Origin of the sequence: Arenivirga flava (genome assembly GCF_030161575.1) — a bacterium.
In the GTDB taxonomy this organism is placed as follows: Bacteria; Actinomycetota; Actinomycetes; order Actinomycetales; family Microbacteriaceae; genus Arenivirga; species Arenivirga flava.
In genome coordinates this window covers 1,223,169-1,248,586 of the sequence record NZ_BSUL01000001.1, presented here as the reverse complement: position 1 = coordinate 1,248,586, position 25,418 = coordinate 1,223,169, and the positions used below count along the sequence as shown (strand labels likewise).

The 25,418-nt window shown below is 73.8% G+C and carries 22 protein-coding genes and 3 pseudogenes; 16 read left to right on the top strand and 9 right to left on the bottom strand.

Annotated features, from left to right (window positions below; genetic code table 11):
• The first annotated feature begins 82 nt into the window (after window positions 1-82).
• The 4 genes and pseudogenes from QQK26_RS16200 to QQK26_RS06090 all read left to right on the top strand — a co-directional run bounded on the left by QQK26_RS16200 (window position 83) and on the right by QQK26_RS06090 (window position 2,564).
• Window positions 83-721, top strand: coding sequence for a type I phosphomannose isomerase catalytic subunit (locus QQK26_RS16200; RefSeq protein WP_348519995.1), 639 nt, complete (start codon window positions 83-85; stop codon window positions 719-721).
• Window positions 718-1,335, top strand: a complete 618-nt coding sequence (locus QQK26_RS16195) for a cupin domain-containing protein (RefSeq protein ID WP_348519994.1) — start codon at window positions 718-720, stop codon at window positions 1,333-1,335. The genes QQK26_RS16200 and QQK26_RS16195 overlap by 4 nt, the downstream gene beginning before the upstream one ends.
• A 383-nt stretch (window positions 1,336-1,718) precedes the next feature.
• A pseudogene (locus tag QQK26_RS16410) lies at window positions 1,719-1,850 on the top strand (type IV toxin-antitoxin system AbiEi family antitoxin domain-containing protein); the annotation flags it as partial.
• A 186-nt stretch (window positions 1,851-2,036) separates the two neighbouring features.
• Window positions 2,037-2,564 carry a PDDEXK family nuclease gene (locus QQK26_RS06090; RefSeq protein WP_284231064.1) on the top strand — a complete coding sequence of 176 codons (528 nt, stop codon included), beginning with the start codon at window positions 2,037-2,039 and terminating at the stop codon, window positions 2,562-2,564.
• Window positions 2,565-2,804: 240 nt separating this feature from the next.
• Here QQK26_RS06090 and QQK26_RS06085 read toward each other — a convergent pair whose 3' ends face one another.
• On the bottom strand, window positions 2,805-3,740 hold the full coding sequence (locus tag QQK26_RS06085) for a GlxA family transcriptional regulator (RefSeq protein WP_348519993.1): 936 nt from the start codon (window positions 3,738-3,740) through the stop codon (window positions 2,805-2,807).
• A 369-nt stretch (window positions 3,741-4,109) separates the two neighbouring features.
• Between QQK26_RS06085 and galE the strand changes: the two are divergent.
• From galE to QQK26_RS06065, 4 genes and pseudogenes are all read left to right on the top strand, one after another.
• Window positions 4,110-5,074, top strand: a pseudogene (gene galE, locus QQK26_RS06080) (UDP-glucose 4-epimerase GalE).
• A 202-nt stretch (window positions 5,075-5,276) separates the two neighbouring features.
• Window positions 5,277-5,597, top strand: a complete 321-nt coding sequence (locus QQK26_RS06075) for a WhiB family transcriptional regulator (RefSeq protein ID WP_284231062.1) — start codon at window positions 5,277-5,279, stop codon at window positions 5,595-5,597.
• Window positions 5,598-5,680: 83 nt separating this feature from the next.
• Window positions 5,681-7,039: a glycosyltransferase family 2 protein gene (locus QQK26_RS06070; RefSeq protein WP_284231057.1), complete on the top strand. Its 1,359-nt coding sequence runs from the start codon at window positions 5,681-5,683 to the stop codon at window positions 7,037-7,039.
• Between the two features lie 1,864 nt (window positions 7,040-8,903).
• The gene (locus QQK26_RS06065; RefSeq protein ID WP_284231054.1) at window positions 8,904-9,965 is read left to right on the top strand and encodes a DUF5719 family protein; all 1,062 of its coding nucleotides are present in this window, start codon (window positions 8,904-8,906) and stop codon (window positions 9,963-9,965) included.
• A 10-nt stretch (window positions 9,966-9,975) separates the two neighbouring features.
• Here the strand turns inward: QQK26_RS06065 and QQK26_RS06060 are convergent, their stop codons facing one another.
• Window positions 9,976-10,419 carry a hypothetical protein gene (locus tag QQK26_RS06060; RefSeq protein WP_284231052.1) on the bottom strand — a complete coding sequence of 148 codons (444 nt, stop codon included), beginning with the start codon at window positions 10,417-10,419 and terminating at the stop codon, window positions 9,976-9,978.
• A gap of 56 nt (window positions 10,420-10,475) precedes the next feature.
• On the opposite strand from QQK26_RS06060, the gene QQK26_RS06055 reads away from it, so the two are divergent.
• Window positions 10,476-10,679: a DUF3499 family protein gene (locus QQK26_RS06055; RefSeq protein WP_284231049.1), complete on the top strand. Its 204-nt coding sequence runs from the start codon at window positions 10,476-10,478 to the stop codon at window positions 10,677-10,679.
• 79 nt (window positions 10,680-10,758) lie between these two features.
• Window positions 10,759-12,173, top strand: a pseudogene (locus QQK26_RS06050) (phosphomannomutase/phosphoglucomutase).
• A 13-nt stretch (window positions 12,174-12,186) separates the two neighbouring features.
• Here the strand turns inward: QQK26_RS06050 and QQK26_RS06045 are convergent.
• Window positions 12,187-13,017, bottom strand: coding sequence for an RDD family protein (locus QQK26_RS06045; RefSeq protein ID WP_284231047.1), 831 nt, complete (start codon window positions 13,015-13,017; stop codon window positions 12,187-12,189).
• 17 nt (window positions 13,018-13,034) lie between these two features.
• On the opposite strand from QQK26_RS06045, the gene QQK26_RS06040 reads away from it, so the two are divergent.
• Window positions 13,035-14,030: a stage II sporulation protein M gene (locus QQK26_RS06040; protein WP_284231044.1), complete on the top strand. Its 996-nt coding sequence runs from the start codon at window positions 13,035-13,037 to the stop codon at window positions 14,028-14,030.
• A gap of 228 nt (window positions 14,031-14,258) precedes the next feature.
• Here QQK26_RS06040 and QQK26_RS06035 read toward each other — a convergent pair whose 3' ends face one another.
• Genes QQK26_RS06035 through QQK26_RS06010 form a run of 6 tightly spaced genes read right to left on the bottom strand, consistent with a single transcriptional unit; the run spans window position 14,259 to window position 19,571 of the window.
• Window positions 14,259-15,560: a DUF58 domain-containing protein gene (locus QQK26_RS06035; protein ID WP_284231041.1), complete on the bottom strand. Its 1,302-nt coding sequence runs from the start codon at window positions 15,558-15,560 to the stop codon at window positions 14,259-14,261.
• Between the two features lie 3 nt (window positions 15,561-15,563).
• Complete coding sequence (locus QQK26_RS06030) at window positions 15,564-16,604, bottom strand: AAA family ATPase (RefSeq protein WP_284231038.1); 1,041 nt, start codon at window positions 16,602-16,604, stop codon at window positions 15,564-15,566.
• A 37-nt stretch (window positions 16,605-16,641) separates the two neighbouring features.
• Window positions 16,642-17,517: a DUF4350 domain-containing protein gene (locus QQK26_RS06025; protein WP_348520045.1), complete on the bottom strand. Its 876-nt coding sequence runs from the start codon at window positions 17,515-17,517 to the stop codon at window positions 16,642-16,644.
• Complete coding sequence (locus tag QQK26_RS06020) at window positions 17,517-17,807, bottom strand: DUF4350 domain-containing protein (RefSeq protein ID WP_284231033.1); 291 nt, start codon at window positions 17,805-17,807, stop codon at window positions 17,517-17,519. Before QQK26_RS06020 ends, QQK26_RS06025 begins: the two co-directional genes overlap by 1 nt.
• On the bottom strand, window positions 17,804-18,418 hold the full coding sequence (locus QQK26_RS06015; RefSeq protein WP_284231031.1) for a DUF4129 domain-containing protein: 615 nt from the start codon (window positions 18,416-18,418) through the stop codon (window positions 17,804-17,806). The genes QQK26_RS06020 and QQK26_RS06015 overlap by 4 nt, the downstream gene beginning before the upstream one ends.
• A 4-nt stretch (window positions 18,419-18,422) precedes the next feature.
• A complete protein-coding gene (locus QQK26_RS06010) occupies window positions 18,423-19,571 on the bottom strand; it encodes a DUF7847 domain-containing protein (protein WP_284231030.1) in 1,149 nt (382 codons plus the stop codon).
• A gap of 120 nt (window positions 19,572-19,691) precedes the next feature.
• Between QQK26_RS06010 and mtrA the strand changes: the two genes are divergently transcribed.
• The 5 genes from mtrA (at window position 19,692) to hpf (ending at window position 25,261) form a co-directional block, all read left to right on the top strand.
• Complete coding sequence (gene mtrA / locus QQK26_RS06005) at window positions 19,692-20,372, top strand: MtrAB system response regulator MtrA (protein ID WP_284231027.1); 681 nt, start codon at window positions 19,692-19,694, stop codon at window positions 20,370-20,372.
• A gap of 10 nt (window positions 20,373-20,382) precedes the next feature.
• Window positions 20,383-22,044 carry an MtrAB system histidine kinase MtrB gene (gene mtrB, locus QQK26_RS06000; protein ID WP_284231025.1) on the top strand — a complete coding sequence of 554 codons (1,662 nt, stop codon included), beginning with the start codon at window positions 20,383-20,385 and terminating at the stop codon, window positions 22,042-22,044.
• Window positions 22,031-23,731, top strand: coding sequence for an LpqB family beta-propeller domain-containing protein (locus tag QQK26_RS05995; protein WP_284231023.1), 1,701 nt, complete (start codon window positions 22,031-22,033; stop codon window positions 23,729-23,731). The genes mtrB and QQK26_RS05995 overlap by 14 nt, the downstream gene beginning before the upstream one ends.
• Window positions 23,732-23,812: 81 nt before the next feature.
• Complete coding sequence (locus QQK26_RS05990; RefSeq protein ID WP_284231020.1) at window positions 23,813-24,481, top strand: ComF family protein; 669 nt, start codon at window positions 23,813-23,815, stop codon at window positions 24,479-24,481.
• A gap of 99 nt (window positions 24,482-24,580) precedes the next feature.
• A complete protein-coding gene (hpf, locus tag QQK26_RS05985) occupies window positions 24,581-25,261 on the top strand; it encodes a ribosome hibernation-promoting factor, HPF/YfiA family (RefSeq protein ID WP_284231014.1) in 681 nt (226 codons plus the stop codon).
• Window positions 25,262-25,418 lie beyond the last annotated feature (157 nt).

Sequence of the window (25,418 nt, the reverse complement as noted above, 5' to 3'; positions counted from 1 at the left end):
TCGCAGCCCGTTGTTACTGTGGGCCAAGGGGGTGCGACCGACCTCCCGTGCGCTTGTAGCTTCCGTCCGAAAGGCCCTGTCGATGCTGATCCCCATCTCCAACATGCCCCGGGACTACGGATGGGGGTCGCGCACGCTCATCGCCGAGGCGCTCGGACGGCCGGCGGGAGACGGCCCGGAGGCGGAACTGTGGCTGGGCGCGCACCCGGGATCGCCGAGCCGCATCGACGAGCCGGCGCTCACCGGCGGCGCCGCAGACCTCGCCGAGTGGATCGAGGCGGACCCCGCATCCGCCGGCGTCGACCGTCTGCCGTTTCTGCTCAAACTCCTCGCCGCCGCCGCGCCGCTCTCGCTCCAGGCGCACCCGAGCCCCGAGCAGGCGCGCGAGGGCTTCGAGCGGGAGAACGCCCTCGGCATCCCGCTCGACGCGCCGCACCGCAACTACAAGGACGCCTCCGCCAAGCCCGAGCTCGTCGTCGCGCTCAGCGAGCGCTTCGAGGCGCTGAGCGGTTTCCGCGAGCCGGCCGAGGTCGTGGCGCTGCTGCGGCCGATGCGCGCGGCGCTCGCACCGGTGGCTGCGCTCGGCGGCGCTCTCCGACTCGAGGAGGCCGGCGTCGCGCTCGACCAGCTGATCGACCTGCTCGAGCGGGGGCGCTGCGCGAGGCCTTCGAGTGGCTCATCACGCGCGGCGACGGCGTCGTCGAGCTGGTGGAAGCCGTGACGGTGATCGCGGCGTCCGTCATCGCGGCGACGATGCCCGGAGGAGCATCCGATCGCTCGGAGCTGCCGGAACCGAGCGCCGAACTGATCACCGCCGCGGCGCTCGCCGAGGACTACCCCGGGGACCCCGGCATCGTCATCGCGCTGCTCCTCAACCGGGTCTCGCTCGCGCGGGGCGAGGCGATCTACCTGCCCGCCGGCAACATCCACGCCTACCTCGCGGGTCTCGGCGTCGAGTTGATGAACGCGAGCGACAACGTGCTGCGCGGAGGCCTCACCCCGAAGCACATCGATGTGCCGGAGCTGCTCTCGGTGCTCGACTTCCGCCCGCTGCCTGCGCCGTACCTGCCCGGGCGGACCTCCGGACCCGGCGCCACGGTCTATGCGCCGACGGACGGCGACTTCCGCCTCGTCGCCATCGAGCCGGGTGATTCGACCGCGACCGTCGAACTGACCGGCCCCGCGATCATCATCGCCACCGCCGGCGACATGCAGCTCGCGGGGGAGCGCTCGAGCGCCTCGATGACCCGCGGCGAGTCGCTCTACGCCACCCCCGACGAGCGCACCCTCCGCGTCTTCGGCAGGGGCACCGCGTTCCTCGCGACCACGACCTGACCGCTGGCCCTCGGCCGCGTCGCTGTGGCCTCCGCAGCAGGGCCCGGAGCGCACCGTCCCTGCGCCGGGTGCCCGCCCAGCCCGGGCGCTCCCGCGCCGGCCCGACAGCTGTTCCGCTCGACGCACTGGAGTTCAGGAGCCGCCGGGCCTCGTCCCGGCATGTTGCGCGGCGATCGCGGCGTGTCGCCGCGTGACTCCTGATCCTCGATTGAGGCGGTGCGCCGATAGGTCACCCGCGACCAGGGCGAAGCGCGGCACGTCGGCCGGCCGGGCGCAGCGACGCGGAGCGCGGGGCGCCAGGCGCCGCTCCTCGACAGCCCGACCCTGTCCACAGGATCGGGTCGACCTGCGCGAGCGGTCCGCGACTGCGGTGCGATGAGCCTGTGGACCCCGTCATCGTCGATCTGCTGCGTCGGCATGGCGGCGTCATCCGTCGGGCCGACCTGTTCGCCGCCGGTGTCCCGGACTCGCGGATCCGCGAAGCGGTCGGCATCGGAGCACTCGTCCGTGCTCGCCGCGGTTGGTACGTCGGAGCCGATGCGCCGCGGGAGGCGCGGGAGGCGATCTCGCGCGGCGGTCGGTTGACCGGCCGGTCGGCGCTGCGCAGCTACGGGGTCTGGATGCCGAGCGCGCACCCCCTCGAGATCCGCGTTCCAGCGAATGCGGCGAGGCTCCGGCCGGAGCAGACCTCGGGTGCGCTCGTGCACTGGAGCGGCGAGCTCAGGCGTCCCGGTCGGTACGGCGAGGACGCCTGGCGTGACGGTCCTGTGGAGGCGCTCGCGGTGGTGCTCAGCCGGTGCGACCTGGAAGAGGCGATCGTGCTCGCGGACTCGATCATCCATCTCGGCCTCGCGGACGGCGCGACGGTCCTTTCGACCTTCGCGAACGCTCCGCATCGGGTGCGGGCATGGGCCACGCTGATCGACGGCAGGGCCGAGGCCGGAGGGGAGACCATCGCTCGCCTACGACTGCTGGAGGTCGGCATCCACGCCACCCCGCAGTTCCGGCTGCCGGGCGCTGGCCCCTACGACCTCCGCTGCGGGCCGTCGTGCCTCATGGAGATCGATGGGCGTGCGCACCATGACGATCCAGTGGCCTTCGAGCGCGACCGGGCGAAGGACCTCGTTGCGCGGCTCTGGGGTTACGACGTCGTCCGCATCACCTACCGCCAGCTCCGAGACGACTGGCCCGCATGCGTGGCGGCGGTGAGGGCATCGACCGGTTGCTGACACGGCGCCTGCGATGCCATCGCTGAACCCGCCCGTGCGCGGCGGCGCGAGGGGCTCCGCGGCCGCCGTTCACACCGATGGAGTTCAGGAGCGGATGCGTCGGTGGCGGCGTGTTGCGGGCGACTGTGCGGCGAGCCGCGACGTGGCTCCTGAACTCCAGAAAGCCGCGCGATGGCGCAGCCGCACACCGGGCGACGCGTGGCCCGCAGCGTGGGCGGAGCGGTGGCGCTCCCGGCCGCCTCAGCCGGCGAGGGGCGCGCCCGCGTCCGGCGCGGACGCCGACGCCGCCAGGCCTCCGAAGGTCGCGCGGTACGCGGTCGGCGTCGTCTGCAGCACGCGCACGAAATGGTGCCGCATGACCGCCGCGGTGCCGAAGCCGGTCTCCGCCGCGATGCGCTCGAGGCCGTAGGCGCTCTCCTCCAGCAGCTGCTGCGCGCGCAGCAGGCGCTGCCGATTGAGCCAGGCTGCCGGGGTCGTGCCGGTCTCGGCTTTGAAGCGCCGCGCGAAGGTCCGCGGCGACATGAGGGCCTTGCGGGCGAGCTCGGGCACCGGCAGCTCGCGCTCCAGGTGCTCCGCCATCCAGTCGAGCACCTCCGCGAGCGAGTCGTCCGCGCACTCGACCACGGGGGTCGCGATGAACTGCGACTGCCCGCCGTCGCGCTGCGGCGGCACCACCATGCGCCGGGCGATCGAGTTCGCGGCGGCGGCCCCCATCTCGCGGCGCACGATGTGCAGTGCGGCGTCGATGCCCGCGGCGGTGCCGGCGCCGGTGACGATGCGGTCCTGCTCCACGAAGAGCCGATCGGCGTCGACCTCGATCCGCGGGAAGCGTTCGGCCATCGCGTCGGCGTGCATCCAGTGCGTGGTGGCCCGGCGCCCGTCGAGGATGCCCGACTGCGCGAGCGCGAAGGCCCCGCTGCACACGCTGAGCACCCAGGCTCCGCGCTCGTGCGCCGCTCGGATCGCCTCGAGGTAGACCTCGTCCACCGGCGTGCCGACCGGGTACGCGGGCACGGCGAGCAGGTCGGCGTCGGCGATCGCGGAGAGGTCCTGGTCGACCACGACGTCGAAGCCCATGCTCGTGCGCACCGGTCCGGGCACGGCGGTCGCGATGGTGAAGTCGAAGGCGGGCCCGCCCGTGTCGCGGCGATCGATGCCGAACACCTCGCAGATCACCCCAAACTCGAAGGGGTGAGTCCGGGCATCGCGAGCAGGGCGATCTTCTCGAGCATGACGGGCTCCGATCGGTGGGGGAGAGCGGATGAGGGCGGTCGCCCGAGCAGGCGAGCGGGCACTGCAGCGGGTCGTCTCCACAGCGCCTCGTGGCCGGTGATCGCGGATCGGTGGCAGATCCCGTGGCAGGAATCCGACGACCTGAGGCCATCCTGCCACTCGTGGCGGAATCTTGCCACTCGTAGCGTTCGTGCCATGATCGTGTTCTTCTACCTTCTCGCCGGTCTCGCCCTCGCCGGCGTCGTCGCGACCGTCTGTGACATCGCCCGCGACGGTCACCGCCGCATCCGCACCCGCCCCTAGGCTGGTCGCATGACTTGGTTGGTGACCGGCGGGGCCGGCTACATCGGTGCGCACGTGGTCCGCTCGTTCCAGGAGGCCGGCGTGCCGGTGGTCGTCCTCGACGACCTCTCCAGCGGTTTCGACGGCTTCGTGCCGGAGGGCGTGGTGATCGTGCGCGGCAGCATCCTCGACGGCGAGCTCGTCGAGCGGACGCTGCGCGAGCACGCCGTGGTGGGCGTCGTGCACGTCGCGGGCTACAAGTACGCCGGCGTCTCGGTGCAGCGCCCGCTGCACACCTACGAGCAGAACGTCACCGGCACCGCGGTGCTGCTGGCGGCGATGGAGCGGGCCGGTGTGGACAAGATCGTCTTCTCCTCGAGCGCGGCCGTGTTCGGCACGCCCGACACCGACCTCGTCGTCGAGGGCACCCCGAAGAGCCCGGAGTCGCCCTACGGCGAGTCGAAGCTCATCGGCGAGTGGCTGCTGCGCGATCAGGGCGTCGCGACCGGGCTGCAGCACACGTCGCTGCGCTACTTCAACGTGGTCGGCTCCGGCGACCCGGGCGTCTACGATGCCAGCCCGCACAACCTGTTCCCGCTGGTCTTCGATGCGCTGCTGGCAGGCCGCACCCCCGCATCAACGGCGACGACTACGCGACGCCGGACGGCACCTGCGTGCGCGACTACATCCACGTCGCCGACCTGGCGCGCTCGCACGTCGCGGCGGCGCGTCGCCTCGAGGCCGGCGAGCCCGTCGAGCCGGCCTACAACCTCGGCAGCGGCGACGGCGTCTCCGTGCGCGAGATCATGACCGCGATGGCCCGTGTCACCGGCATCGCCTTCGAGCCGGAGATCGCGCCGCGTCGCGCCGGCGACCCCGACCGCATCGTGGCCACCGGCGATCTCGCGGCGCGCGACCTCGACTGGCGGATGACCTTCACCCTCGACGAGATGGTCGACTCGGCGTGGTCGGCGCGCCAGGCTGCGACTGCCTGAACGCGCACTGTGAAAGCGGCACCCCCTGCTCGGGGGTGCCGCTTCGGTGTTCTCCGGGATGCGCGACCCCGGCGTGGCGCAGACCGGGCTCCGTCGACTCTGCCGCTACGATCCCGCGACTTGACGTGTCGGAATTACACCGGTGTAATGAGTGCATCGTCGGCGGGCGGCGATGCATCGATACCAGTCGGGGAGGAGCCTCATGGCACCGGAGTACCAGGATGGGGTTCCCGACAACTGGTTCGTCGACCCCGTGCAGCTCGGCGTCCCGGGCGTGCGGCGGCCCGCGGCCGACGAGGAGTCCGAGGCCCTCGCCTGGCAGGGCGACGCGCTCTGCTCGCAGACCGATCCCGAGGCGTTCTTCCCCGAGAAGGGCGGCTCGACGCGCGACGCCAAGCGCATCTGCGGATCCTGCGAGGTCCGCTCGGAGTGCCTCGAGTACGCGCTGCAGAACGACGAGCGCTTCGGCATCTGGGGTGGCCTCTCGGAGCGCGAGCGCCGCAAGCTCCGCAAGCGCGCCTGAGCGCCTCCGCCATCTCGTCGGAACCCGCGCCGCGCGCGTGTCGGTGATCCGCATCCGCTCGACCGACCTACGCTGAGGGGGCCATGCAGCCCCGAGTCACAGCGATCCTCGTCGCCCGGAACGGCGCCGCCCACCTGACGCGCACCCTCGATGCGCTCCGGGCGCAGACCCGTCCTCCCGAGCGGCTCGTCGCCATCGACCTCGCCTCCGGCGATGGCAGCGCGAAGCTGCTCGCCGACGGCGGCGTCGCTCAGACCGTCGCCGCTCGAGCCGGCTCCTTCGGTGACGGTGTCGCACAGGCGCTGCGTCACGCCGCATCCGACCCGCAGCCCGACGAGTGGCTGTGGCTGCTCGCGCACGACGCCGCACCCGAGCCCGAGGCGCTGCGCGCCCTGCTCGGCGCGGTCGAGATCGCTCCCTCCGTCGCGGTCGCCGGCCCCAAGGTGATGCGCAGCGACGCCCCGCACGTCATCGCGAGCTTCGGCGAGACCCTGAGCGGCCTCGGCGCGAGCGTGCACCTCGTCGAGGACGAGTTCGACCAGGCCCAGCACGACGTGCAGTCCGACGTGCTCGGCATCGCCGCCCAGGGGATGCTGGTGCGCCGCGACGTCTGGGAGGCGCTGGGCGGCTTCGACCCGGGCCTGCCGGATGCGGATGCGGGCCTCGACTTCTCGGTGCGCGCACGACTCGCCGGTCACCGCGTGGTCGTGGTGCCGGCCGCGAAGGTGCAGCGCGCATCCGCCCCGGAGGACTTCGGACGCCCTCCCGGCAGCGCGAATCGTCGCCGGCGCAAGGCGCGCCGCGCGCAGCTGCACCGCCGCCTCGTGTACTCGCCGGCGCTGCTGCTGCCGCTGCACTGGCTCTCGCTGGCTCCGCTCGCGGTGCTCCGATCGCTCGGGCACCTGCTCGCCAAGCGCCCGCTCGCCGTGCCCGGCGAGTTCGCGTCGGCATTCGCCGCGGCGTTCGGCGACCCGGGTGTCTTCGGCGCCCGGCGGCGCCTGCGCCGCGTGAAGCAGCTGCCGTGGAGCGCCGTCGACTCGCTGCGCATGCCGTGGTCGGAACTGCGCGAGCGCCGAGCGGTCGAGCGGCAGGCCCGCGAGGCACGGCTCGCCGCCGCGGATCCGCTCGACGTGGCACCGATCGGCTTCCTGCCCGGCGGTGGCCTCTGGACCCTTCTGATCGGCGTCGTCGTCGGTGTCGTGGCGGCCTTCCCCTGTTCGGCGGCGTCGCCGCGGTCGGCGGGGGACTGCTGCCGCTGGCGAGCAGCCCCGCCGAGCTCTGGAGCGCCGCGCTCGGCGGCTGGCTGCAGGACGGCAACGGCATGGCCGGCCCGGCGGACCCGTTCGCGGTGCTCCTCGCGTTGCTCGGCTCCGCGACGTTCTGGCAGCCGTCGCTGTCGGTGGTCATCGTGCTCGCCGCGGCGCCGGCGCTCGCCGCGATGAGCTCCTGGTTCCTGCTGCGCGCGGTGAGCCGGCGGTCCTGGATCCCGGCGGCCGGTGCCGTCGCCTACGCCGTCTCGCCGCCGCTGCTGGCGAGCATCCTCGAAGGCCGCCTCGGCGCGGTCATCGCGCTCGCGATCCTGCCCTGGCTGCTGCTCGCCGCGATCCGCGCGATCCGCTCGTGGACGGGTCTCGGAGCGGCTGCGCTGCTCGGCGCCGTCGTCGCGGCGGCGAGCCCATCGCTCGCGCCGCCGCTGCTCGCGGCCTGGGTCGCGCTCCTGCTGCTGCGACCCGCTCGCGCGCTCCGGCTGGTCTGGATGCCGTTGCCGGCGCTCGGGGTGCTCGCGCCGCTCGCCGTCGCCCAGTTCCTGCGCGGCACCTCGCTCGCGGTGCTCGCGGACCCCGGCGCCGCGCAGCCGACCGATCCGGTCGCGGCATGGCTGCTCGCCCTGGGGTCCTCGAACGGCGGCCTGCACGGATGGCCCGCCGTCGCCGACGCGTTCGGCGTGCCCGCCTCCGTGGGGGTCGTCGTCGCGATCGTGCTCATCGCACCGCTGCTCGTCCTCGGGCTGCTAGGACCGTTCCTGCCGGGCGCGTCGCGCAGCCTGCCCGCGCTGCTCCTGGCCGTCCTCGGCTTCGTCGCCGCGCTCGGCGCGGGGCTCGTCCGGGTCGCCGCGGTCGAGGACGGCTTCGCCGCGCTCTGGCCGGGCCCGGCTCTCGGGCTGATGATGCTCGGTCTGCTGATCGCCGCGGCGGGGACGCTCGACGCGCTCGGCCGTGCCGCGGCTGCACCGGGTCTCGCCCTCGTGGTCGGAGCGCTGCTGCTCGCCGTGCCGCAGCTGGGCGGCCTCTACCGGGACGACGCCGCCGTCCGTGCCGGCAACGGACGGGTGCTGCCCGCCGTCGTCACCGCGGAGTCCGACCTCGAACCCCAGGTCGGCACGCTCGTGCTGACACCGCAGTCCGACGGCTCGCTGCGCGTCCGCCTGGAGCGGGGGCGCGGGCACGGCCTCGAGGACGCCTCGACCTTCGCCACCACCGCTCCCACCGCGAGCGCGCGGGACGAGCGGCTGGCGGAACTGGCCGGCAACATCGCATCGCGAGGCGGTTACGACCCGGCTCCGGTGCTGCGCGAGTTCGGCATCGACTTCGTCGTGCTCGCCCCGGTCGACGGCACCGACCCTGCCGGCGGCGGCGCCGTGTCGACCCGCGCACAGCAGGCGCTCGACGGCAGCGCCGACTTCACCATGATCGGCTCCAGCGAGGCGGGCCTGCTCTGGCGCACGACCGTGGATGACATCGACCCGGCCACCGCCCCCGCGGCGCAGGAGGAGCTCAGTGCCGTCGAGCCGGCCCCGCTGCGCGATGCCGGACTGGTGCTCCTGGCGCTGGCTGCGCTGCTGGCCGTGCCCACCCGCATCGGCAGTCCCCGGGTGCGCGAGTCGCGGCACGTCGAAGACCAGGCCGAGTACGCCTTCGGCGAGGAGGGGAGCAGGATGACTGAGCCCAGCGGCGACCGCCGCACCCGCATCCGATCCGTCGCCCGCGTCGGCGGCCGCATCCTCGGCGGCGTCGCCGGGCTGGGCATCGCCGGCGCGGCCGTGCTGGGCGGCGCGCTGCCGCTGCCGTCCGTGACCGGTGCAGCCGAGCCCGTGGTCGTGGTGCCCGAAGCCGCCGACCTGCTGCAGGTGTGCGCGGGGCCGCTCCTGCTCGCGGGCGGCGGCGAGACCGCCAGCACCGCCTCGGCGGTCGGTTCCGAGCAGGTCGTGCGCGATGTGCAGGGCGGTGAGGAGGAGGCCGTACGGCCGCCCTCGTCCGGGGGCTGGCGGCCGGTGCGTCGGCCGGTCTGGTGCTGCGTCTGCCCGTCGTGGACGACTCCACAGGCCTCGGCGCCGCGCAGAGCCAGACCGCCTCGGGCGAGGACGTCGCGGGCTTCGCCGCGGCGGACTGCGTCGAGCCCGGCAACGACCAGTGGCTGCTCGGCGGCGCGACCATCACCGGGCGCAGCTCGCTGCTCGTCCTGAGCAACCCCGACGAGGTCGAGGCGGTCGTCGACCTCGACGTGCTCACCGAGACCGGTGCGGTCAACGTGGCCGGCATGGACGGCATCGTGGTGCCGCCCGGCACGCAGCAGGTGCTGCCGCTCGCGGCGTTCGCGCCGGGTGCCGAGGCGCTCGCGGTGCACGTCACGAGCCGCGGCGGGCAGATCGCCGCCAGTCTGCAGCAGTCGACCGTCCGTGTGCTCGAGGCGGGCGGGGCCGACATCACCGGGGGCGGTGCGGCACCGGCCGTCGAGCAGGTCGTGGCCGGGCTGCGGGTCACCGGCGGTGAGCGGGTGCAGGAGCGCAGCGGCGAGCCCGATTGGGCCGATCTCGCCGCCGTGGTGCGCGTCGTGGTGCCGGGGGAGGTGCCGGCGAACGTGGAGGTCGCGGTGCTGCCGGTCGCCGGCTCGGGCGCCGACGCCGAGCCGATCGTGGAGGCGGAGGTGCCGGTCGGGGAGGTCGGCGACCTCGTGCTGCCGGGCCTGGTCGACGGCACCTACACGTTGCGGATCACCTCGGACCAGCCGATCGTCGCCGCCGCGCGCAGCGCCGTGCTCGCCGAGGACGGAGCCAACGACTTCGCCTGGCAGCCCGCCTCGTCGCCGCTCGGCGACGAGCCCGCGGTGGTCGTGCCCGACGGTCCCTCGCCGCAGCTCGTGCTCGCGAACCCCGGCACGGACGAGCGCATCGTGCTCGTCGACGGGGAGGAGATCGCGGTGGCCGGAGGCGGCTCGGCGGTCGTCGGCGTCGATGCCGGCGCGACCGTGCGGCTCGCGGATGCGGAGGGCCTGCGAGCAGGCGTGACCTTCGCGGACGCGGCGCGTATCGCAGCCTTCCCGGTCGAGGCGCCCTCGCCGGTGGCGGGCAGCATCCGCATGCGCCCCTGACCGGGATCGCTCAGTACGGCCGGTAGCGCTCCGGCGCGACGTCCCAGGGATCCCGGCCCATGAGCTCCGCCACCCCGCGGATGACCGCCGACTCGATGATCGCGCGGCGGTCGACGTCGTCGTCCTCGCGCTGATGGCCGAGGCGCTCCATCGGGGTGCGGTAGTAGGTGATCCGGTTCGCCGCGCGGTCGACCGTGTAGCGGCGGATGCCGTCCTGCCCGGCCGCCGGCGGCATCGGCGCGATGTCGAAGCGGGTGCCGCCGAGCTCCTCCGGCCACGCGTGCTGCAGGTGGTGCAGCGCGTGCGCGACGAGCGCCTCGAACTCCTCGTCGCGGTGCCGCAGCGGAGGCAGGTAGGGCCCGGTCACCCAGGCGCGGATGCCGCGTCCGTGACGGTCGCGCCAGCCCGGCCGGACGGAGCGGTGCTGCAGGCGGGCGCGGGAGGGACGGGCCATGCCCCCATCCTAGGCGCGGCAAGGGATGCGCGACGTCGGCGATAGGCTGGACGGCGATGGATGGACGGCCCTGCAGCAGAGTCGCGTGCACCGCCGACGCGGTCGCCACGCTCACCTACGTGTACGCCGACTCCATGGCCGTCCTGGGGCCGCTGAGCCGGCGCGCGGAGCCGCACAGCTACGACCTGTGCGCGCAGCACGCGGAGCGGCTCTCCGCGCCGCAGGGCTGGCGCGTCGTGCGCCATGAGAGGCTGCGCTGATCGCGGCTCCGCGATCCGCTGCACGGCTCGCCCCAGGGGATGCCGCCGCCGTCTCGCGCTGCGCAGTAGCCTGAGGATCATGACGAAGCCGGATCTGCACGCATTCATCAAGGCCTACGACGTGCGGGGGCTCGTCGGCTCGCAGATGACCGAGGAGGTCGTCGAGGCACTGGCCGCCGGCTTCGTCGATGAGATCGGAGCTGCAGGCGCCCGCGTCGTGGTCGGCCACGACATGCGCGATTCCTCGCCCGTGTTCGCCGAGGCCTTCGCGCGCGGCGCCACCGCTCGTGGAGCCGAGGTCGTCTCGATCGGCCTGTGCTCCACCGACATGACCTACTTCGCCTCCGGCGTGCTCGACGCGCCGGCCGCGATGTTCACCGCGAGCCACAACCCGGCCACGTACAACGGGATCAAGTTCTCCCGGGTGGGTGCGAAGGGCATCAGCCTCGACACCGGCCTGGGCGCGATCCGCGATCGGGCCATCGCCTTCCTCGACGCCGGCATCCCCGCGGTCGGGCAGCGCGGCGAGGTCGTGCAGCAGGACGTGCTGCGCGACTACGCCGCCTACCTGCGCGAGCTCGTCGACCTCTCCGGCATCCGCCCCATCCGCGTCGTCGTCGATGCGGGCAACGGCATGGGCGGCCGCACCGTGCCGGCCGTGCTCGGCGAGGCGGCCGGGCTCGCGAAGCTGCCGATCGAGGTCATCCCGCTCTACTTCGAGCTCGACGGCACCTTCCCGAACCACGAGGCGAACCCCTCGACCCCGCGAACATCGTCGATCTGCAGAAGGCGGTCGTCGAGCACGGCGCCGACCTCGGCCTCGCCTTCGACGGCGACGCCGACCGGTGCTTCGTCGTCGACGAGCGCGGCGAGCCGGTCACGGCCTCGGCCGTCGCCGCGATCGTGGCCCTGCGAGAGATCGAGCGCGTGCGGGCGACCGACCCGGAGGACGAGATCATCGTGATCCACAACCTCATCACTTCGCAGGTGGTACCGCAGACGATCGCGGGCGCCGGCGCGACGCCGCTGCGCTCGCGGGTCGGCCACTCGTACATCAAGGACCAGATGGCCGCGACCGGCGCCGTCTTCGGCGGCGAGCACTCGGCGCACTACTACTTCCGCGACTTCTGGGGCGCCGACAACGGCATGCTCGCCGCGATGCACGTGCTGGCCGAGTTCGGGCACCAGGAGCACCCGCTCTCGCAGCTGGCCGAGCGCTTCGACCCCTACGCGCTCTCCGGCGAGATCAACTCGACGGTGACGGATGTGTCGGCCGCGTACACGCGCATCGTCGAGTCGTTCACGGGCGAGGCCGAGTTCGACGAGCTCGACGGCCTCACGGTGCGCGGCACCGTGGCCGGCGACGAGCCGTTCTGGTGGTTCAACGTGCGTCCCTCGAACACCGAACCGCTGCTGCGGCTGAACGCCGAGGCCGGTGACGCCGAGACGATGATCCGCATCCGCGACCGGGTGCTGGAGCTCATCCGCGCCTGACGGTCCGAGCGGTTCAGCGCCGCGGGAAGCGGTGCGGCGGCACGGCGACCAGACCGTCCAACCGCTCCTGCGCCGCGCGCTGCGACCGCAGGGCCGCGAACTCGCGGTCGCGGCGGACCACGGCGACCCCGGCGAGCATGAGCTCGGCGGGCACCTGCGGCAGCGGCGCCACGTAGGGCGACGCCTCCGCGGCGAGCTCCGCGGCGCGAGCCGTGCGGGCGGCGGGCGTGAGCTCCTGGGCCTGCCGCAGGAACTGCGCGATGCGGTTGCCGAGCGCGGCCGGCATGCGGGCGACGTCGGCGGTGGCGGCCCAGGCCTCCATGCCCGGGGGCAGACCGAACACGGCCGCGATGGGGGCCTTCATCCGCTCGTGACGGCTGTAGGTGCCCGCGATCAGATCGCCGAGGCGCTGCGATCGCGCGGTCAGCAGGCCGACGGCCGCCGCGAGGCCGCCGAAGGTCATGAGCAGTTCGAGCACGCCGAGCAGTGAGCGGATGAAGGCGTGGCGGAACCCGATGCCGCCTCCGTCGAGCCGCACGATGCGGGCGCCGACGGCGAGGCGGCCGAGCGACCTGCCGCTCGTCGCGGTCTCCACGGCGGTCGGCAGCACGACGAAGCAGAGCACGAGCGCCGAGATCGAGATGATCGCGACCGCGGCGCCGTCCAGGAAGGGCGCGAACAGCGGCGAGCTCGCGACGAGCATGATCGCCAGGAAGGCCGCGACGCTCAGCAGCAGATCGATGATCGTGCCGGCGACCCGGAGCACGAACGGTGTGGCCCTCACGTCGAGCACGACCCCTTCGCCGGTGATCTGCTGCGTCTCGGTCGCCACCGGGCTCGTCATGTCTAGGATTCAAGCAGATGGACCTCGACGCCTACGCAGCAGACCACTCGGAGGAGTGGGACCGCCTCGACCGCCTCGCGCGGACGCGGCGCCCCTCCGGACCCGAGGCGGATGCGCTGCTCGACGCCTACCGGGCCGGTTCGGGGCAGCTCGCCGCGATGACGAGCACGTCGGGTGAGAGCCCCCATGCCGCCCGTCTGTCCCTGTCGCTGGCGCGTGCCCGGCTGCGCTTCACGAGCACTCCCCGCAACGTGCTCGAGCAGCTGCCCGCGTTCTTCGTCGCTCAGCTGCCGGCCGCCCTCTACCGGGTGCGCTGGACCTCGCTGGCCGTGACCGCGGCCACGATGCTCATCGGCCTGGCCTACGGCCTCTGGGCCATGAGCGAGCCGCAGGTGCTCGCGAACCTCGGCGACGAGGAGATGCGGCGCCAGCTCGCCGAGGAGGAGTTCGTCGGCTACTACTCCGAGTACTCGCCGAGCGCCTTCACGGGGCAGGTGTGGACCAACAACGCCTGGATCGCCGCCCAGTGCGTCGCCTTCGGCATCACCGGACTCTGGGTGCCGTACGTGATCCTGCAGAACGCCATGAACCTCGGGCTCACCGGCGCCGTCATGGCCGAGCACGACCGGCTCGACCTCTTCTTCCTCTTCATCGCGCCGCACGGCCAGCTCGAGCTCTACGCGATCTTCGTCGCTGCGGCGGGCGGCCTCATGATCTTCTGGGCCTGGGTGGCGCCGGGCGCGCGCTCCCGCGGCGAGGCGCTCGCACAGGACGGCCGGGCGCTCTTCGCACTCGTGGTCGGCCTCATCCTCATGCTGCTGCTCTCCGGGGTCGTCGAGGGCTTCGTGACGCGCCAGGATTGGCCGTGGCCGATCAAGATCGGCATCGGCACGGTCGCCCTCGGCGCGGTCCTCGCCTACCAGTGGGTGCTCGGTCGTCGCGCCGCCCTCGCCGGCGAGACGGGCGACCTCGACGAGTTCGAGGCCGGCGCGCGGCGCCTCGTCGCCGGCTGACCGGTCCGCGCATCCGGCCCCGCGGTTCGCGCTGCGCACTGCGCACGCCGCCCCTCCGCGTCTCGAGGCCATCGGAGCTCAGGAGCGAACGGGCGACACGCCGGCAGCAGCAGGGCGCGGGTCGGCGTGTCGCCCCGCGCGTCCTGAGTTTCCGACGAGCGAATGCACGTGGCTGGGCGATGCGCGCAGGTGAGCGCACGCGAGCGGATGCGGGCGGATGCGCACGGCTCAGAGCCGCCCGGCAGCCTTGAGCGCGAGGTAGTGGTCGGCGAGCGCCGGCGGCAGCTCCTGCGGCGCGGCGGTGAGCAGGGTTCCGCCGAGCCGGCCGATCGCGTCGGCGAAGCGGTCCTGTTCGAGCAGCGCGCGCTCGGCGGCGGCGGCGCGGTAGACGGAGGAGCGGTCGTCGCGTTCGCGGCGCATCCGATCGACCTCCGGATCGCGCACCGTCGCGACGACGACGAGGTGCTTCGCGCAGAGCTGCGGCAGCACGGCGAGCAGTCCGCGCGCACCGGCGACCGACTCGGCGGTGGTGAGCAGCACGACGAGCGAGCGCTGCGTGCTCGCGGCCCGTACGAGGGCCGGCACGCTGCTCCAGTCCGTCTCGAGCAGTTCGGGTTCGACGTCGGCCATCGTGCCGACGAGCCGCGGCAGCAGCTCGGCGCCGGTGACGCCGTGCACGCGTCCGCGCATCCGGCGGTCGAAGAGCAGGAGGTCGAAGCGGTCGCCCGCCCGATCGGCGAGGGCGGCGAGCAGCAGTGAGGCCTCGAAGGCCGTGTCGAGCCGGGTCTCGTCGCCGATGCGGGCGGCCGCGTTGCGCCCGGTGTCGACGACCACCACGACCCGGCGGTCGCGTTCGGGGCGCCACGTGCGCACCATGAGATCGTCGGGGGCTGCGGTGCGCGCGGTGGCCCGCCAGTCGATCGATCGCACGTCGTCACCCCGCACGTACTCGCGCAGCGAGTCGAACTCGGTGCCCTGACCGCGCACCATCACGCTCGTGCGGCCCTCCAGCTCGCGCAGGCGGGCGAGCCGCGAGGGCAGGTGCCGTTGGCTGTGGAACGGCGGCAGCACCGTGATCGACCCCTCGGCGCCGATGGTGGCCTGCCGCGCGGCGAGCCGCAGCGGCCCGATGCTCCGCACGGTGACGTGCTCGCTGCGCCGCACGCCTCGGCGGATCGGCCGCAGCCGCTCGCGGATGCGCCGGCGCTCCCCAGCGGGCACGACGACGCGCTGACGGGAGGGGGTGGCGCGCACGGTCGGCTGCCACCCGTCGCGCACGATCGCGCGCAGGGTGCGGCCGCCCTCGTTCACCAGCGTCAGCTCGTGCTCGACGGCCTCGCCGAGCCGGGTGCGGGCCGCGCCGTCGCGCAGCACCCGCACCGATCGCGGCGAGGCGGCCAACGCGAGGTCGACGCCGGTCGCCGCGAGCAGCAGGAGCACCCATGCCGCGAGCACGAGCGGCTCGCCGCTCAGCACCAGGGGCACCGCCCCGGCCGCGAGCAGCAGCACGAACCATCCCGAGAGGACCATGGCCTAGATCGGCACCTGCACCTGCTGCAGCACCGACCGCAGCACCGCATCCGCCGTCACGCCCTCCAGCTCGGCCTCGGGCCGCAGCTGCAGGCGGTGGCGCAGCACGGGCAGCGCCATGGTCTGGATGTGGTCGGGGGTGAGGCCCTGCGCGCCGAGCAGCCAGGCCCAGGCCTTGGACGCCGCGAGAAGGGCCGTCGTGCCGCGGGGGCTGACGCCGACCCGCACGCTCGGCGCGGCACGGGTCGCCCGTGCGAGATCGACCGCGTACGCGATGACGTCGTCGCTCGCGCCGACCCGGGCCGCAGCGGCACGTGCGCGAGCCAGCCGCTCCGCGTCGAGCACGGGCCGCAGCCCGGCGTCCTCGAGTCGGCGCGGGCTGAATCCGGCGGCATGGCGGCGCAGCACCTCGATCTCGGCGTCGCGCTCCGGCAGATCGAGCACCAGCTTGAGCAGGAAGCGGTCGAGCTGCGCCTCGGGCAGCGTGTAGGTGCCCTCGTACTCGACCGGGTTCTGCGTCGCCGCGACGAGGAACGGATCGGGCAGCGGACGGCTGACGCCGTCGACGCTCACCTGCCGCTCTTCCATGGCCTCGAGCAACGCGGACTGGGTCTTCGGGGGCGTGCGGTTGATCTCGTCTGCCAGCAGCAGGTTCGTGAAGACCGGACCCTCGCGGAAGGCGAATCCGCTCGTGCCCGCGTCGTAGACGAGCGAGCCCGTGACGTCGCCGGGCATGAGGTCCGGCGTGAACTGCACGCGGGTGGTCTCCAGACGCAGGGCGTGGCTCAGCGAGCGCACGAGCAGCGTCTTCGCGACGCCGGGGACGCCCTCGAGCAGCACGTGGCCTCCGGCGAGCAGCGCGACGAGCAGACCGGTGACGGCGCCGTCCTGACCGACCACCGCCTTGCCGACCTCCGCGCGCACCCGGTGCAGATCCTCGCGCAGCGCGGCGTCGTCGTCCGCGGGGCGTGCCGGCGGCGCCGGGGGAGCGCCGGGCACCGGCGGCGTGCTGGGCGGGGGCGTGGGTGTGTGCTGCTCGCTCATCGCATCCATTCTCCTGTGATCGTCCATCGGTCCTGGCTCACGGTCGTCCGAGCGCCTGCTCGACCTGCCGTTCGAGGTGCTGCAGGGCCTGCGCGATCTCGACCAGTCGGGCGTCGCCACCCGGCTGCTCGTCGACGAGCAGCCGGCGCAGCTCCTCGACGGGACGGCCGGTCACCTGCGCGGCGCGGTCGACGACCGCCTCGTAGCCGACCGCCCGATCGAGCCCGAGCACCCTCGCGATGCGGCGCAGGGCGCCCATCCTCAGCTGATCGAGCGCGTGCCCGCGGGCGTCGGCACGGGCGTACATCCGCGCCCGGCCCTCGGTGGTCTCGCCCGCGCGCACCGTGACCGGCAGCGGTTCGACGACGAGCGGGCCGAAGCGCCGGCCGCGCCAGATCGCCGCGGCGACGCCGGTGCCGATCGCCAGGAGGCTGAACGGCACGACCCACGGCGGGCTGAGCTCGCCCAGCGTCGCAGCGCCCTCGACGTCGTCGACGGAGGGCAGGTACCAGACGAGCCGCGGCTGCTCGCCGAGCAGGCCGAGCGCGAGGGCCGCGTTGCCGGACTCGTCGACGCGGTCGTTGCGGAGCACGTCGGTCGCACCGAGCAGCGTCAGGGCGCCGCCGTCGCGATCCACGCGGAGCAGACCGGCGCCGTCCTCGCCCTGGTAGCACGCCGTGCCGCGGTCGGCGGCGAGGGCGGTTCCTGAGGAGCGGATGGCGCCCGCGCGGTCCGCCGCCGGCACCGAGCACGCGGCCGTCAGCTCGTCGTCATCGCCGAGGGTGCCCTGCTCGAGGCCGGGCACGAGCTCCGGGAGCACCTCGGACGGTTGCGGCACCAGCACGATCGCGGTCGCCGCGAGCCGCGCGGCCTCGGCGAGCTGCTCGGCGTCGAGGTAGCCCTGGTCGGCGATCAGGATGCTCGTCGCGGCGGGATCGTCGACCGCGGCCCGCGCCGCGTCGAGGAGTCCGCGGTCACGACCTCGACACCGGCGTCGCCGAGCACCTGCGCGAGCGCCCTGGAGCCGGACGGCGCCGGATTCTCGGCCGAGAACGGCTCGCCCGGGGCGGCGGTGCCGGAGCCGACCGCGGCGACGACGCCGAACGCGAGCAGCACGATCGCGATGACCACCCAGAATCGGGCGCGGCGGGCGGTGTCCCGTACCGTCGGCGTGAGCACCCGCTGCTGCGTCGCCGCGCTCACGCGGTGCTCCCGGCCGTCGCGCGCATCCGCTCGTCCAGCCGGCTCACCCGCGACCAGGCGGCCTCGTCGGCGCCGAGCCCGAGGTAGCGCGCCCGGTCGAAGTCGCCGGCGGCGTGCTCGAGATCGTCCGTCGCCTCGGGTCGCACCAGCGCTGCGCCCGCAGCCACCGCGTGGGCGGTGGTGCCCGGGCTGACGAGCAGCAGACCGCGCTCGTCGAGCCCGCGTGCGAGGGCGCGGAATCCGTCGAGCACGGCGGCGGTGAAGTCTCCGCGGGCGGCGGCGGCTGATGCGGCGGCGCGCAGCTCGGCGGCGGTGCGGTCGTCATCGTCGCCGAAGAGCGGAGCGGGTGGGGTGCGCCGCCGTCGCAGGCGCGGGAGACCGAAGATCACGAGGGCGGCGATGACGGCGCCGGCCACCACGACGAGCAGGATCGTGAGCAGGGCCGCCGGCGCGGCGCCGTCGCCGACGGCCAGCGACGCCAGCCACTCCAGGAAGCCGGAGACGACACGATCGAACCAGTTGGGCTCGGCCTCGCGGTAGACGCGCTGCGACAGCTCCTCGCGCAGGAGTCGGCGGGCCTCGTCGGCCGAAGGCTGGAGAACGGTGCTCACCCGGTCAGGACCGCCGGACCTCGGGCATGAATGGGTCCTCCGCCTCGCGCCCGGCGGCGCGCGCGTCCACGGTGCGCTGCAGCACCAGGTCGAGGCCCTCGGTGCGCATGCGCCGGTCGAGGTACAGCAGCGCCACGACCGAGCACTGCATCACGTAGCCGACGGAGGAGGCGATGATCGTGAGCACGATGGTCAGCACGTAGGCGCCGATGGCGATCGCGGCGCCCGGCCCCAGTTCGCCGTTCGGCGCGATCAGGGCCGAGGCCATCCCGACGATGAACGACAGGGGCGTCGTGACGATCGAGACCGCGGTCTGCACGATGAACGAGACCAGCAGCTGGATGCCCAGGATCCGCCAGAACGCTCCGGCGGTGAGCGACCAGGAGCGGTGCAGGGCCTCGCGCAGGGTACGACGCTCCAGTACCAGGGCGCTCGGCACGAAGCTCAGCTTCGTGCCGAGCCACGCGGCGAGCACCACCATGCCGAGCCCGAGCACCACGGCGATCGCGATCCCGACGGCGGCGCCGACCGCCCCGCCCAGCGCCGCGCCCAGGGCGATGACGCCCGCGACGGCGACCAGGCCGAGCACGCCGACGGCGAGCACGAGCGCGCTCCACCCGATCAGGGCGCCGACACGGCCCTTCGCAAGGCGCCACAGCTGGGGCAGGCGATTGCGCTCGCCCAGCGACCCGCGGGCGACCTCGAGGGTCACGATGCCCTGCAGCACCGCGAAGGCGAGCATCGAGAGCACCATCGGCACGAGCGCGGCGACGATGATGGAGCCGATCGAGCCGGCCGTGACGAGATCGACGTCCTCGGCCGTCGCGGCGTCGATGCGGCCGATGGCGAAGAAGGCGACGGTGCCGGTCACGGCGAGGCCGATCAGCGTGGTCAGGCCGGTCAGCAGCACGGTGAAGCCGAACATCGGCTTCGGATTGCGGCGCAGCACCTGGAACGAGGCACCGAGCAGCGTGCCGAAGTCGAGCGGACGCAGAGGGATCAGTCCCGGCTTCGGCGGCGGCGTCCATCCGCTCCCCGCGGGCCCCGGCCGCGGCGGGAGGGACGGCTCCTGCGGAGGCGCCCATCCAGCCGGTGCGGACGGGGGCGCCCATCCGGCGCCCGACGGCGCCTGCCACTGCGTCGGATCGCTCACCCTGCGCCTCCCCCTCGCCTCGTCGGTGCCACCATGCTGTCACAGCGGGGCCGGCGGGGTCTGCGCACCGCCTGCGAGCGCTCGACTACAGTGATCGGCACCGGACTCGAAACGGATCCCATGAACCAGACCGCCCGCATCCTCGTCGTCGACGACGATCCCGCCCTCGCCGAGATGATCGGCATCGTCCTGCGGGGCGAGGGCTTCGATCCGTCCTTCTGCGCCGATGGAGCGCTCGCCCTCGACGCCTTCCGCTCCGTCGTCCCCGACCTGGTGCTGCTCGACCTGATGCTGCCGGGTCTCGACGGCATCCAGGTGTGCGAGGCGATCCGCTCGGAGTCCGGCACCCCCGTCATCATGCTCACGGCCAAGGGCGACACCGCCGACGTGGTGCGGGGCCTCGAGAGCGGCGCCGACGACTACGTGGTCAAGCCGTTCAACCCGAAGGAGCTCGTGGCGCGCATCCGCACGCGGCTGCGCCCCGCCAGCTCGAGCGTCACCCGCATCGAGGTGGGCGACCTCGTGCTCGATGTCGCGGGCCACGAGGTCCGCCGCGGCGACGCGATCATCGGCCTGACGCCGCTCGAGTTCGATCTGCTGCTGGCGCTCGCCGAGAAGCCCGAGCAGGTCTTCACCCGCGAGATGCTGCTCGAGCAGGTGTGGGGCTACCACTACAAGGCCGACACCCGGCTCGTGAACGTGCACGTGCAGCGGCTGCGCGCCAAGGTCGAGCTCGACCCGGACAACCCGCGCATCGTCACCACTGTGCGCGGGGTCGGCTACCGCGCCGGCGGCGGCTGATCGCGATGCCGTGCCCTGGCTGAGCTGGCGGCTCGCCCTCCGGCGAGCCCGCCGCACCTGGCGCCGTTCGCTGCAGCTGCGCACGATCGCCCTCACGGTGGTGCTCTCGGGCGTCGCGATCGGCATCATCGGCGGCACGATGGCCATGAGCATCGGCGGCCAGCTCTACGAGACCCGGCGCGCGCAGATCCTCGCCGAGGCGGAGCGGGCGGTGCTGCAGGGGCAGAACGTGCTCGACGAGGCCGCGACGACGGTCGGCGAGGGGGCGGACGAGCTCAACGTGCTGCAGAACAGCCTGCTGCCGAGCATCGGCTCGGCGGCGACGGCGCGCGACATCGCGATCCTCCGCGCCCCCGACTCGCAGACGCCGACCACGCTGCAGGACACCACCACCTCCGAGTTCCCGCAGTCCGTCCTCTCCGATGCGCTGCGCCAGACGGTCCGCACCGACACCGAGCAGCTCTCGCTGCAGCCGGTGCGCCTCGAGCGCCTCTCGAGCGCGGGGATCGTGGAGGGCACCGAACCGGGGCTGGTCGTCGGCGCCTCGCTCCAGGTGCCGACGGCCGGGCAGTACGAGCTCTACCTCGTCTACGACCTGGGCGAGACCCAGCGCACCCTCGACTTCCTGCTCCAGATCCTCTTCGTCGGCAGCATCGCCCTCATCGCGCTCATCGGCGGCGTCGTCTTCGTCGTCACGCGCACGGTCGTCGGCCCGGTGCGCGAGGCCGCTCGCACGAGCGAGAAGCTCGCCGCCGGCGAGCTCGAGGAGCGGCTGCCGGAGCGCGGCGAGGACGTGCTCTCAACGCTCGCCCGCTCGTTCAACCGCATGGCCGACAGCCTGCAGCGTCAGATCACGCAGCTGGCCGATCTCTCCCGCGTGCAGCAGCGCTTCGTCTCCGACGTCTCCCATGAGCTCCGCACGCCCCTCACCACCATCCGCCTGGCCGGCGACGTGCTCTACGACCAGCGCGACGACTACCCGCCCGCGACCGCTCGCACGGCCGAGCTGCTCAAGACCCAGATCGAGCGCTTCGAGCTGCTGCTCGCGGACCTGCTGGAGATCTCGCGCTTCGACGCCCGCGCCGTCGAGCTGGAGACCGAGCCGACGAACCTGGCCAACCTCACCGAGGAGGCCATCGAGACGGTGCAGCCGCTCGCCGACGGCGTCGGCAGCGAGCTCCGCCTCGTCGCTCCCGGCGGTCACATGGCCGTCGAGGTCGACGGGCGCCGCATCCGCCGCATCCTGCGCAACCTGCTGGGCAACGCCATCGAGCACGGGGAGGGCCGCCCGATCGTGGTGACCGTGGACAGCAACCAGACCGCCGTCGCCATCGCGGTGCGCGACTACGGCATCGGCATGACGCCCGAGCAGGCCGAGCGCGTGTTCGACCGGTTCTGGCGAGCGGATCCGTCCCGCCGGCGCTCGATCGGCGGCACCGGCCTCGGGCTCGCCATCTCCCTGGAGGACGCCAACCTGCACGACGGGCGCCTCGACGTGTGGTCCGAACCGGGCGTCGGCACCTGCTTCCGCCTGACCCTGCCACGCGACCGGCGGGTGCCGATCCGGCTCTCGCCGGTCGAGCTGCCACCCGCCGAGGTGCTCGACGGGCTCCTGCCCCCGCGGGACCCGGCGGACGAGCGGATGGGAGGCGACGGCGATGCGCGCCCGTGACCGGTGGCGACGGCTCGTCGCGCTCCTCGCCCTCGTCGGCCTGCTCGCGACCGGATGCGCCGCCATCCCGGACTCCGGCCCGGTCGAGGCCGGACCGCCCATCGAGGCGGGCGACGAGACCGAGCAGCAGTTCATCCCGAACGGTCCCACCGAGGGCGCCGACCAGGAGGCCGTCCTGCGCGGCTTCGTCGCGGCCGCCACCGGTTCGCAGGACGACTACGCGACGGCCCGCGAGTTCCTCACCGACGACGCCGCGGCCCAGTGGGACCCCCGGGCCTCCGTGCTCATCCTCGATCCGGCCTCGCCCGTGGTCAGCAGGGTCGACGAGGCCGCGCTCCAGTACACCGTTCGGGTCGCCGCCGACGTCGATGCGAGCGGTGTCTACTCCGAATCGGAGACGGCCGAGTCCACGTCGCTCTACTACCGCTTCACGCAGGTCGACGGCGAGTGGCGCATCGCCGAGCCGCCGTCGGGCATCGTGCTGGCGGGCAGCAGCTTCCTGTCGCTCTTCACGCCGCGCACCCTCTACTTCTTCGCCCCCGGCTACGAGTACCTGGTGCCGGACGTCCGCTGGTTCCCGCAGCGCGACGGCGGCGGCTCCGGCAGCACCCGGGTGGTCTCGGAGCTGCTGGCGGGCCCGGCCGCGTGGCTGCGGGGCGCGGTCCTCTCCGCCTTCCCCGAGGGCACGAGCCTCTCGCCCGTCAACGCGGTGACCCAGACGGAGGGGGTCGCGACCGTCGACCTCAGCACCGAGGCCCTGGCGGCCAGCACGGGCCAGCTCGCCCGCATGCGGCAGCAGCTCGCCGCGAGCCTCTCGCGGTCGTCGCCCGGCATCTCGCAGGTCGCCATCACGGTGGACCAGCAGCCGGTGACCATCTCGGACGAGGGCGTGGAGGCGGCCGTCCTCGCGCCGAGCGCCGCCGACACACGCTCCCTGGTGCGCACCGCGGACGCGCTCGGCTTCTCCGCCGCGGGGGAGATCACCGATCTGCCCGGGCTGAGTGCTGAGGCCATCGAGCTCGCGGCCACGAGCTTCACGCTCGGACGCAGCCAGGCCGCCGCGGCGGCGCTGACCCCGGGCGGCACGGCGGTGCTCCGGCGCGACGGCCCGCCGCTGCTCGTGGACGTGCGACCCGGCCAGGTCGCTCCGGACCTCGACCCGTCGGGCTACGTCTGGACGGGCACGGCTCAGGACGCGCAGATCGCCGTGCACGACCAGCAGGGCACCGGGTACCCGCTGACGACCTCGATCCCCGCCGGACTGCGGCTCACCGACCTCGAGGTGTCCCGCGACGGCACCCGTCTGCTGCTGCTCGTCGACGACGGCGGGGACCCCCGTCTGCTCGCCGCGGGCATCCTCCGCGACGACGGGGCTCCGACCGGGATCGGTTCGCCGATCGAGGTGCAGCTCGACGCCCAGGTGGCGATCGGAGCGACGTGGGTCGACGACACGAACGTCGCCGTGCTCGCCGAGAGCGACGGCGAGATCGTCGCGACCAGCCACCAGATCGGCGGTCGGGCGGAGCCCCTGGGGCGCCCTGGCGATGCGGTGCAGATCATGGGCGCCGGCGATCGGGACCGCCTGCGCGTGCTCGGCGCCGACGGCACCGTGCTGCAGCCGCGCGGCGCCGGCACCGGATGGCGCAGCGGTGCCGAGGGCGTGGTCTTCCTCGGCCGCCAGCTCTGATCCTCCCTCCACAGCTCACCGTCCCTGCCCTGCACCGCCGCCGCCGTCCCGTGCGCGACCCTGCGGGCGCACACTCGGGGCATGCCCCTCCCGCCGATCCTCACCGAGGCGCTCGCGGTCGTGCTGCCGGACCGGTGCGCCGGCTGCGGACGCGACGGCGCGGTGCTCTGCCCGGGGTGCTCCTCGTCGCTGCGCGGCCTCCGACCGGCCGTCGTCGTACCCCGCCACGGCGGGCCCGTCCACGCGGCCTGGCCGTACGAGGGAGCGGCGCGGGCGGCGCTCCTGGCGTTCAAGGAGTCGGGTCGCACCGATCTCGCGACGCCGCTCGCGGCGGCGCTCGCCGGAGCCCTGCGCGCCGCGCTGCCGGACGGTGGGCGTCCGATCGCGGTCGTGCCGGTGCCGCCGTCGCCGGCCGGTGATCGACGCCGCGGGTACCGGCCCGTCGAGCTGCTGCTGCGCCGCGCGGGTCTCCGGCCGACGCGGTTGCTGCGCACCCGGGGCGAGGGCGGCGCGCAGCAGAAGACCCTCGACCGCGTCGGGCGCGCGGCGGCTCGGGAGGGGGCGTTCCGGGTCGTGCGCGCGGAGGAGCGGATGCGGGACCGCGACGCGATCCTCGTCGACGACGTCGGCGCCAGCCTGGCCGCCGCGCAGGCGGAGCTCGAGGCGGCCGGAGCGAGGGTGCTCGGCCGTGCGGTGCTCTGCGCGACCGCGGAGAGGATTCCCAGAACCTCGGCACCCGAGGGATGGTGACACGGCGGATGCCTCGGGTCTAGGTTGTGTTCACCTGCAGGCGTGGACATCCCTCGCTCGAATGGTCGGGCGACGCGTCGCGGGGTTGAGGAGGTCGTCGTGGACATCACCATCACGGGTCGGAACGTGGACCTGACGGAACGGTTCCGCGCCTACGCCGACGAGAAGTCGACGAAGCTCGATCAGCTGGCCGACAAGGCGATCCGGCTGGAGGTGAAGGTCAGCCGGCACAGCGAGAAGCCCGCGGGCGGTTCGAGCGACGATCGGGTGGAGCTCACCCTCGTCGGCCCCGGGCCGCTGGTGCGCAGCGAGTCGGCGGCGTCGGACAAGTACGCGGCGTTCGACCTCGCCCTCGGCAAGATGGTCGAGCGCCTGCGGCGCGCGAAGGACCGCCGCAAGGTGCACCGCGGCCAGCATCGGCCGACGTCGTTGCGCGAGGCGGCGAGCGGCGGATTCGACGTCGTCGACATCACCCCCGCCGACCCGGACACCCTCCGCCGAGTCGCGACCGGGGCGATCCCGGTCGTGGCGGATGCCCAGCACTCGGAGGACGAGGAGGACGTCTACTGCCCCGTCGTGATCCGCGAGAAGGTCTTCGAGGCCGCGCCCATGACCGTCGACGACGCGCTCTACCGGATGGAGCTGGTCGGCCACGACTTCTACCTCTTCGTCGATCAGGAGTCGCTGCGCCCGAGTGTCGTGTACCGCCGCAAGGGCTGGGACTACGGCGTGATCGGCCTCGACACCGCGGAGGCCGCCGTCGGCGCCGTGCGCGCCTGAATCGGAGCGGACGCCGCTCCGCCGCCCGCGAACACCGCCCCGCAGCCGTCGGCTGCGGGGCGGTGTTGCGGACTAGGCTGCTAACGTCACGGACTGATCACGGTCCGTCCCCGAGCGCGGGATGCTCGCCATCGCGGCGGGCGCAGCGCCGGTCCGA